Genomic DNA, 7,275 nt, shown 5'->3' on the forward strand with positions numbered 1-7,275 from the left:
TGCACGACGGGTCGTGGAAGATTCTGCACGCGCGCCGCCAAGTCAGCCTCGCCTACTACCAGGCGCGTCACCCCGAACGTTTCCGCGGCCACCGCGCGCCAGTGCCCGCCCCGAAAGCGTGGGCCGGAATCAACCATCCCGGCCCTGAGTGACTCACCACAGGTTGACATCCACCGTTTCGTCCACCTTCGCGATTCTCGTCCACCTCTGCGAACGGCGTCCCCATCTGCGATTCTCGTCCACCTTCGACGCCGCCACGGACGCCGAGGTGCTCCCGCCGGGCGCCGATGCGAATGTGACCAAGAATCGCGAAAGGGGACAGGATTCGCCGACGGGGACGAGGATCGCCGGGGGGACGGCGAAGCCTCCCGGGCGCTCGGGTGAGCACGCGGGAGGCTTCGTGACCGACGACGGCCAGTGACGATCGGCCGGGATCGCCACGTCGTGGGGGAGACGCACCCTGCTGGGCTTCATCGAGTCTGCCCCGCCCAAGCGGAACCTGCTGGCGCACGCCCCGCCGAGGCGGAACCTACTCATGCAGGCACCGAGGCGGTGAGCGTCTCCGTGACGGGCTCAGGCGCCGAGGCGCTCCTTGAGACCGTCGAGCTCGACCTGCAGCTGCACGGGCAGCTGGTCGCCGAACTTCGCGAACCATTCCTCGATCTGCGGGATCTCGGCCTTCCACTCCTCGACGTCGACGGCGAGCGCCTTCTCGAGCTGCGCGTCCGTCAGGCCGAGGCCGTCGACGTCGAGCGACTCGGGCGTCGGGACGTGGCCGATGGGCGTCTCGACCGCGGCGGCCTTGCCCTCGATGCGCTCGATGACCCACTTGAGGACGCGGCTGTTCTCGCCGAAGCCCGGCCACAGGAAGCCGCCGTCCTCGTCACGACGGAACCAGTTGACGTAGAAGATCGCCGGCAGCTTGGATGCGTCGGCGTCCTTGCCCACGTTGACCCAGTGCTGGAAGTAGTCGCCGGCGTTGTAGCCGATGAACGGCAGCATCGCCATCGGGTCGCGGCGCACGAGGCCCACCGCGCCGGTCGCGGCGGCCGTCGTCTCGGACGACAGCGTCGCGCCCATGAAGGTGCCGTGCAGCCAGTCGCGGGCCTCGGTGACGAGCGGAACCGTCGTCTTGCGGCGGCCACCGAACAGGATCGCCGAGATCGGCACGCCCTGCGGGTCGTTGTACTCGTCGGCCAGGATGTCGCACTGGTCGATCGGCGTGCAGTAGCGGCTGTTCGGGTGGCTCGACAGCTCGCCCGACTCGGGCGTCCAGTCGTTGCCCTTCCAGTCCGTCGCGTGAGCCGGCGTGTTCTCCAGCTCCTCCCACCACACGTCGCCGTCGTCGGTCAGGGCGACGTTCGTGAAGACGCTGTTGCCCTTGTTGATCGCGGCCATCGCGTTCGGGTTCGTGTGCTCGTTCGTGCCCGGCGCGACGCCGAAGAATCCGAACTCGGGGTTGACGGCGTAGAGGCGGCCGTCCTCACCGAAACGCATCCAGGCGATGTCGTCGCCGAGCGTCTCGACCTTCCAGCCCGGGATGGTCGGCTTCAGCATCGCGAGGTTCGTCTTGCCGCAGGCGCTCGGGAAGGCCGCCGCGACGTAGTAGACCTTGTTCTCCGGGGAGATCAGCTTGAGGATGAGCATGTGCTCGGCGAGCCAGCCCTCGTCACGCGCCATGACGGACGCGATGCGCAGCGAGTAGCACTTCTTGCCCAGCAGCGCGTTGCCGCCGTAACCCGAGCCGAAGCTCCAGATCGTGCGCTCCTCGGGGAACTGCACGATGTACTTCTCCTCGTTGCACGGCCACGCGACGTCCTTCTGGCCGTCGGCGAGCGGCGCGCCGAGCGAGTGCAGCGCGGGGACGTACTTGGCGTTCTCGCCGAGCTCCTCGATGCGCTTCAGGATCTTCGTGCCGCAGCGCGCCATGACGCGCATCGACGCGACGACGTACTCCGAGTCGGTGATCTCGACGCCGAACATCGGGTTCTCGGCCTCGAGGTGACCCATGACGAAGGGGATGACGTACATCGTGCGGCCCTTCATGCAGCCCTTGTACAGGCCACGCATGAGGTCCTTCATCTCGTTCGGGTCCATCCAGTTGTTGGTGGGCCCGGCGTCCTTCTCGTCGACGGAGCAGATGTACGTGCGGTCCTCGACTCGCGCGACGTCCTGCGGCGAGCTCGCGGCGTAGAACGAGTTCGGCTTCTTCTCCTCGTTGAGGCGCGTGAACGTGCCCTGCTCGACGAGCTTGTCGGTGATCTGCTTCCACTCCTCATCCGATCCAGTCACCCACTGGATGCGGTCGGGGGTGGTCATCTCGGCGACCTCCGCAACCCAGGCCGCGAGGCCCTCGTGCGTCGTGCCGCCTTCGGTGGGAACGCCGGCCTTCGGCATGTCCATCGTCGTCATGTGGATCGGCCATCCTTAGTGTGCGATCGGGCCCGAGCGGGATCTCCGCGCGTGCCGTCCTGATCGCTGTCGTCGGTCACCCCGGCCGCGGACGTTTCGTGGCTGGCCACGATTGTTTTCCGCTGCACGAATGGGGACTCTTCGAACGTACGGGTATCTCGACGTCAAGATAAAATGGGCGATCGAACCAAACGTGTGAGCTGAGTCACAAATGCATGGTGACCTGTTGGTTTTCAGTGTCGAATGTCGAAAGTGACGACGAACTCGCCGTTAACTCAACATTTCCACCCACGACGATGACCTGTGGCACGGGTTGTTGGCGGGTTCGTTCGGAGGCGTTCGGAACGTTGCGCGGACGCTGAGTGCGAAACTCCCAAGCTTGGGCGTCGGAGGCCCGGGGGGTGGCGAGGCGGCTTCGAAACCCCCCAGCTCGGGCGTTTCGGCGGTCACAACCCGCCGAGGTCTTCCAGGCCCTGTGGATAACTTTCGGCATGGTCGCACCGAACCCGCGAGCCTGCAGGCATGACGACATCTCCACCCGCAGCTGAAACGTCGTCCGAACGTCGCGCGTCCCGCCGAGCGGTAGCCGAGCGGCGCCGCACCGGGTTGAACGGATTGGGCCCGTTGCCCTTCACCTCGCAGGAGGCGCTCGTGGCGGGTTTGAGTCGGAGCGACCTCGCCTCCGATGACGTCCGTCGCCTCTTCCGCGGCTCTCCCTCGTCGACGCCGTCGTTCTCGCCGATGCCGTCCTGCGCCTGAGGTCGGTGGATGCAGTGCGAGCTCGTGCTGCATGGGCGGAGTCGCTCGGCACGCGGCCCGGGCGCGGGCGGGATCTCGTGCGGCTCGTCGATGAGGCAGCCGAGTCGGCGATGGAGACGCGGCTGCGCGTGTTGCTCATCCTTGCGGGGCTGCCGCGACCGGTGGCGCAGGTCGAGGTGATGGCCGGCGGGCGTCGTCGTCGGCTCGATCTCGCGTACCCCGAGCTGAAGATCGCGATCGAGTACGACGGCGATCATCACTACACCACCGAGGCGCAGAAGCACGCGGACATCGAGCGAGAAGCGGCGTTGCGCGCCGAGGGGTGGGAGGTCGTCCGCGTCGTGTCGCACGGGAAGTCGCGCAGTGCGCTCGGGCATGGTGTGGCGGTAGTCCGCCAAGGTGAGAAGACCCGGCCCGGCGAAGGCCCATGCGCGAGAACGGGCCCACATCGCCTCGTCGGCACCAGCGGCACGCGCGAACACGGCGCGACCCGGTGCGTCGAAGAGGTCCCAGGCGTAGAGCAGGTCGACCGCGGGGTCACCCACACCGAGCCCGCCGAAGTCGATGACCCCGGCCAGCGCGCCGCGAGCGTCGACGAGCACGTTCTCGGGCGACAGGTCGGTGTGCACCCAGGCCCCGGCCTTAGGCGCGGGGCCGACCTCGCGCAGCCGCTTCCACGCCAGGCGCACCTGAGCCGGGTCGAAGAGATCGCTCAGCTCATCGGCTGCTTCCTCCACCCAGCCGTCAGTGGTGTCGTTCACCGGCTCCCCACAGCGGTAGCCCCAGCGCTCGGCGCCGCCCACTTCGCCGCAGGTGTCGAGCGCGTGGAGCTCTGCGGTGAACTCGCCGAGCGTGGTGGCAAGCGCTTGCTGCATCGGCGCCTCAAGATCTCTGGGCGTGCGGCCTTCGAGCCATGTGATGACGGCCCATCGGCGCGGAAACACCGCACTTGGGCGCCCGGTGAACTCGATTCGGGGGATCGGTGTTCTCACGGCAGCTCCGAGCATCGGCAGCCACGTCACTTCCTTGGCCAGGTCGTCGGCGTAGGCATCCGAGCGTGGCGGACGAAGCGCGAGGTGCTCCCCGATCCGGAAGACCCAGTTGCTGCTGCCGGACGTCTTGCTCGGGCGCACCTCGAGCGTCGAAAGGCGAGGTGCCTGTTCACGCAAGAGTCGGGCAGCGTCGGCAGCGTCGGGCTCAGAACTCATCATGACGGGAGTTTTGCAGCCGACTCGGCGAGCGGCGACGCATTTTCTCCCGATGCTGGGAGATGAGCGCCGGCATCACACGCGAGAGAGCACCAGCGTGATCTCGTGGCGGTTGTGCTGCAACTGCCGCGCGAAGGTGATGTCGTACGCCTTCGTCAGCATCGTCATCGCCTCGTCGGCCTGCTTGACGGGGTTGTTCGTGCCGAGCTTCAACGTCACGATCGCGCTGCCGCCGGGACGCAGCATGTCGGACGCCTCGAGCATCGTGTGCGCCGAAAGCTGCGGCGGCATGCGCATGTCGTTGACGATGAGGTCGACGCGCTCGCCGTGCTTCGCGACGAACTCGCCCGCCGTCGTCTTGTGATGCTCGACGCCGCCGAGGTTCATGACGCGCTCGTCGATGTCGGCCGGGTCGACGGCGTGCACCTGCGAGAAACCGTGCGAGCGCAGGATGCGCGTCCAGCCCCCGGGGCTCGCGCCGAGGTCGACGGCGACGTCTCCGCGCGGCACGTCGATGAGACCGAAGAGTTCTTCGAGCTTGAACTCGGCGCGGCTGACCTGCTCCTTGCGCGCGGCGAGGCGGATGCGCCCGCCGGCCCAGTCGGACAGGCCGAGGTGGGTCGGCGTCACCCCCGTCGTCAGACGATCCTCACCGAGGCAGAGCGACAGCGTGTGCTCGGCGCCGCCGGGGACGACGCGGACACCTTCGTCCATGAGCATCTCGAGCAGGGGGCGACGCACCTTGCCCGGCGCCCAGGGCGCCTGCCCCGAATCCCAGGTGTGCAGCGACACGGCGTCACCGGCCCGATATTGGCCCGCCTCGGTCAGCGCTTCGAGGCGCGTCGTCATCGCGTCGAGGGCCCACTCGGCGATCTCCTCGACGTCGTCGTGCCGATGCGCCTTCGTCGGCGTGTGCGCCTCGACGTTCGCGAGGTACTTGCAGAACCTGAGGTAACCGCTCGTCGCGAGGTCGTGGATCCGTTCGAGGCCGCCGTCCTTCAACTGCACGAGCCCGGCGTCCTCGCCGACGCGCGTCACCTTCTCGATGTCGAGCTCACGGCGCAGCTCGACGACGGCGAAACGGTAGTAGTCGGGCGTGGTGGAGAACAGCACGGGAAGCTCGATCACCCGGTCAGTCTAGTGGCGAACGACATGACCCCGATCGCGCGTCGGCGGCCGTCGGCCACAACCGAACCTCCTGCACCGGCGACGTCACGAACCCCCACCCATCAGGCAGGTGGGGGTTCGTCAGGGTGCCGAGGTGAGGGTCAGTGTTCGTGGCCCTCGAGGCGTGCTTCTTCGGCGTCGAAGGCGTCGGGGTCGATCCTGTTCCGCACGAAGAACCACCCGATGACAAGGACGATCGCAACGATGGGGGAGGCGACGCAGACCGTCAGGAAGCCCTTGTTGTCACTGGTCGCCAGGAGCACGACGACGGCGACGAGAAACAGCAGCGCGAAGATGTCGCTCGCGGGGGAGGCCCACAGGCGGAACGCGGGCCGCGGGGCGCCGCCACGCTTCGACTTCACGACGAACGCGAGGTGGCTCAGCATGATGAGGCACCACACCGCGATGATGCACACCGACACGAAGTTGAGCGCGATCTCGAACGCCTCGCTCGGCCACAGATAGTTGATGACCACGCCGACAGCGCCGAGTGCAGCCGTCGCGATGATGCCGGCGGCGGGCACGGCGCGCCCGCTCATGACGCCGAGGAAGCGCGGCGCCGAACCGGAGACGGCCATCGACCGCATGACACGTCCCGTCGAGTACAGGCCCGAGTTCATCGACGATGCCGCGGCCGTGATGACGATGACGTTCATGACGTCCCCCGCGTGTGGCACGCCGGCTTGCGCCAGGGCGGTGACGAACGGCGACGTCGTCGACGAATACTCATCGGTGGGCAGCAGCAGCGTCAGCAGCACGAGGGAACCGAGGTAGAAGACGATGATGCGCCACAGCACCGAGTTGACGGCGCGCGGCATGACCTCGAGCGGGTTCTCGGCCTCACCGGCGGCGACGCCGACGAGCTCCATCGACGAGTAGGCGAAGATGACGCCCTGCATGAGCATGAACATCGGCGCGAGACCGTGCGGGAAGAACCCGCCGTGGTTGGTGATGTTGTGCAGCCCGGGTGCGGAACCACCGACGTGGTGGCCGGAGACGATGAAGTAGATCGCGAGGGCCATGAACCCCAGCAGGGCGGTGACCTTGATGATGGAGAACCAGAACTCCATCTCACCGAACAGCTTCACCCCGACGAGGTTGATCGCGACGGTCACGACGAGGGCGATGGCTGCGATGACCCACTGAGGGACGTGCTCGCTGAAGAAGCCCCAGTAGTGGAAGTACAGGGCGATCGCGGTGCAGTCGACGACGATCGTCGTCGCCCAGTGGATGAAGTGCATCCAACCGGCGGTGTAGGCAGCCTTCTCGCCGATGAACTCCCGGCTGTAGCTGACGAACGCGCCCGAGCTCGGGCGGTGCACGACCATCTCGCCGAGGGCGCGCACGACGATCATCGCGACGACACCGCAGATGGCGTACGAGATGAGCAGGGACGGCCCGCCCTTCTCGAGGCGGCCACCGGCACCGAGGAACAGTCCGGTGCCGATGGCGCCACCGATGCCGATCATCTGGATGTGGCGGTTCTTCAGGTTCTTCGCATAGCCGTGGTCACCGGCGTCGGCGGGGCGTCCCGCGGTGGGCGCCGGGTTGTTCTGGGTGTCGGCGGAGGTCGACATCGCTCCCTTTCACGTCGAGGCCGGGTGCGGCCTGGGCACGCACACACTAGGGGAGGCGTGCGGCATCAACGCACGCAGGGCCGTCATCGCCGTGAGCGATCCGGTCACGAGGAGGCGTCTGGAGTGCACAGACGTGACGGCGCCCCACCCGG

At 67.5% G+C, this 7,275-nt stretch carries 4 protein-coding genes; all 4 read right to left on the reverse strand.

Annotated elements, in window-relative coordinates:
- Positions 1-573: 573 nt before the first annotated feature.
- Complete coding sequence (locus J4Z35_RS14055; protein ID WP_207623251.1) at positions 574-2,403, reverse strand: phosphoenolpyruvate carboxykinase (GTP); 1,830 nt, start codon at positions 2,401-2,403, stop codon at positions 574-576.
- A gap of 455 nt (positions 2,404-2,858) precedes the next feature.
- Complete coding sequence (locus J4Z35_RS14650) at positions 2,859-4,382, reverse strand: aminoglycoside phosphotransferase family protein (protein WP_243755126.1); 1,524 nt, start codon at positions 4,380-4,382, stop codon at positions 2,859-2,861.
- Between the two features lie 72 nt (positions 4,383-4,454).
- Positions 4,455-5,507 carry an SAM-dependent methyltransferase gene (locus J4Z35_RS14065; protein WP_241725142.1) on the reverse strand — a complete coding sequence of 351 codons (1,053 nt, stop codon included), beginning with the start codon at positions 5,505-5,507 and terminating at the stop codon, positions 4,455-4,457.
- Between the two features lie 140 nt (positions 5,508-5,647).
- The gene (locus J4Z35_RS14070) at positions 5,648-7,123 is read right to left on the reverse strand and encodes an amino acid permease (RefSeq protein WP_074040599.1); all 1,476 of its coding nucleotides are present in this window, start codon (positions 7,121-7,123) and stop codon (positions 5,648-5,650) included.
- Positions 7,124-7,275 lie beyond the last annotated feature (152 nt).

Origin of the sequence: Dermacoccus sp. NHGro5 (genome assembly GCF_017565385.1) — a bacterium.
GTDB lineage: Bacteria > Actinomycetota > Actinomycetes > Actinomycetales > Dermatophilaceae > Dermacoccus > Dermacoccus nishinomiyaensis.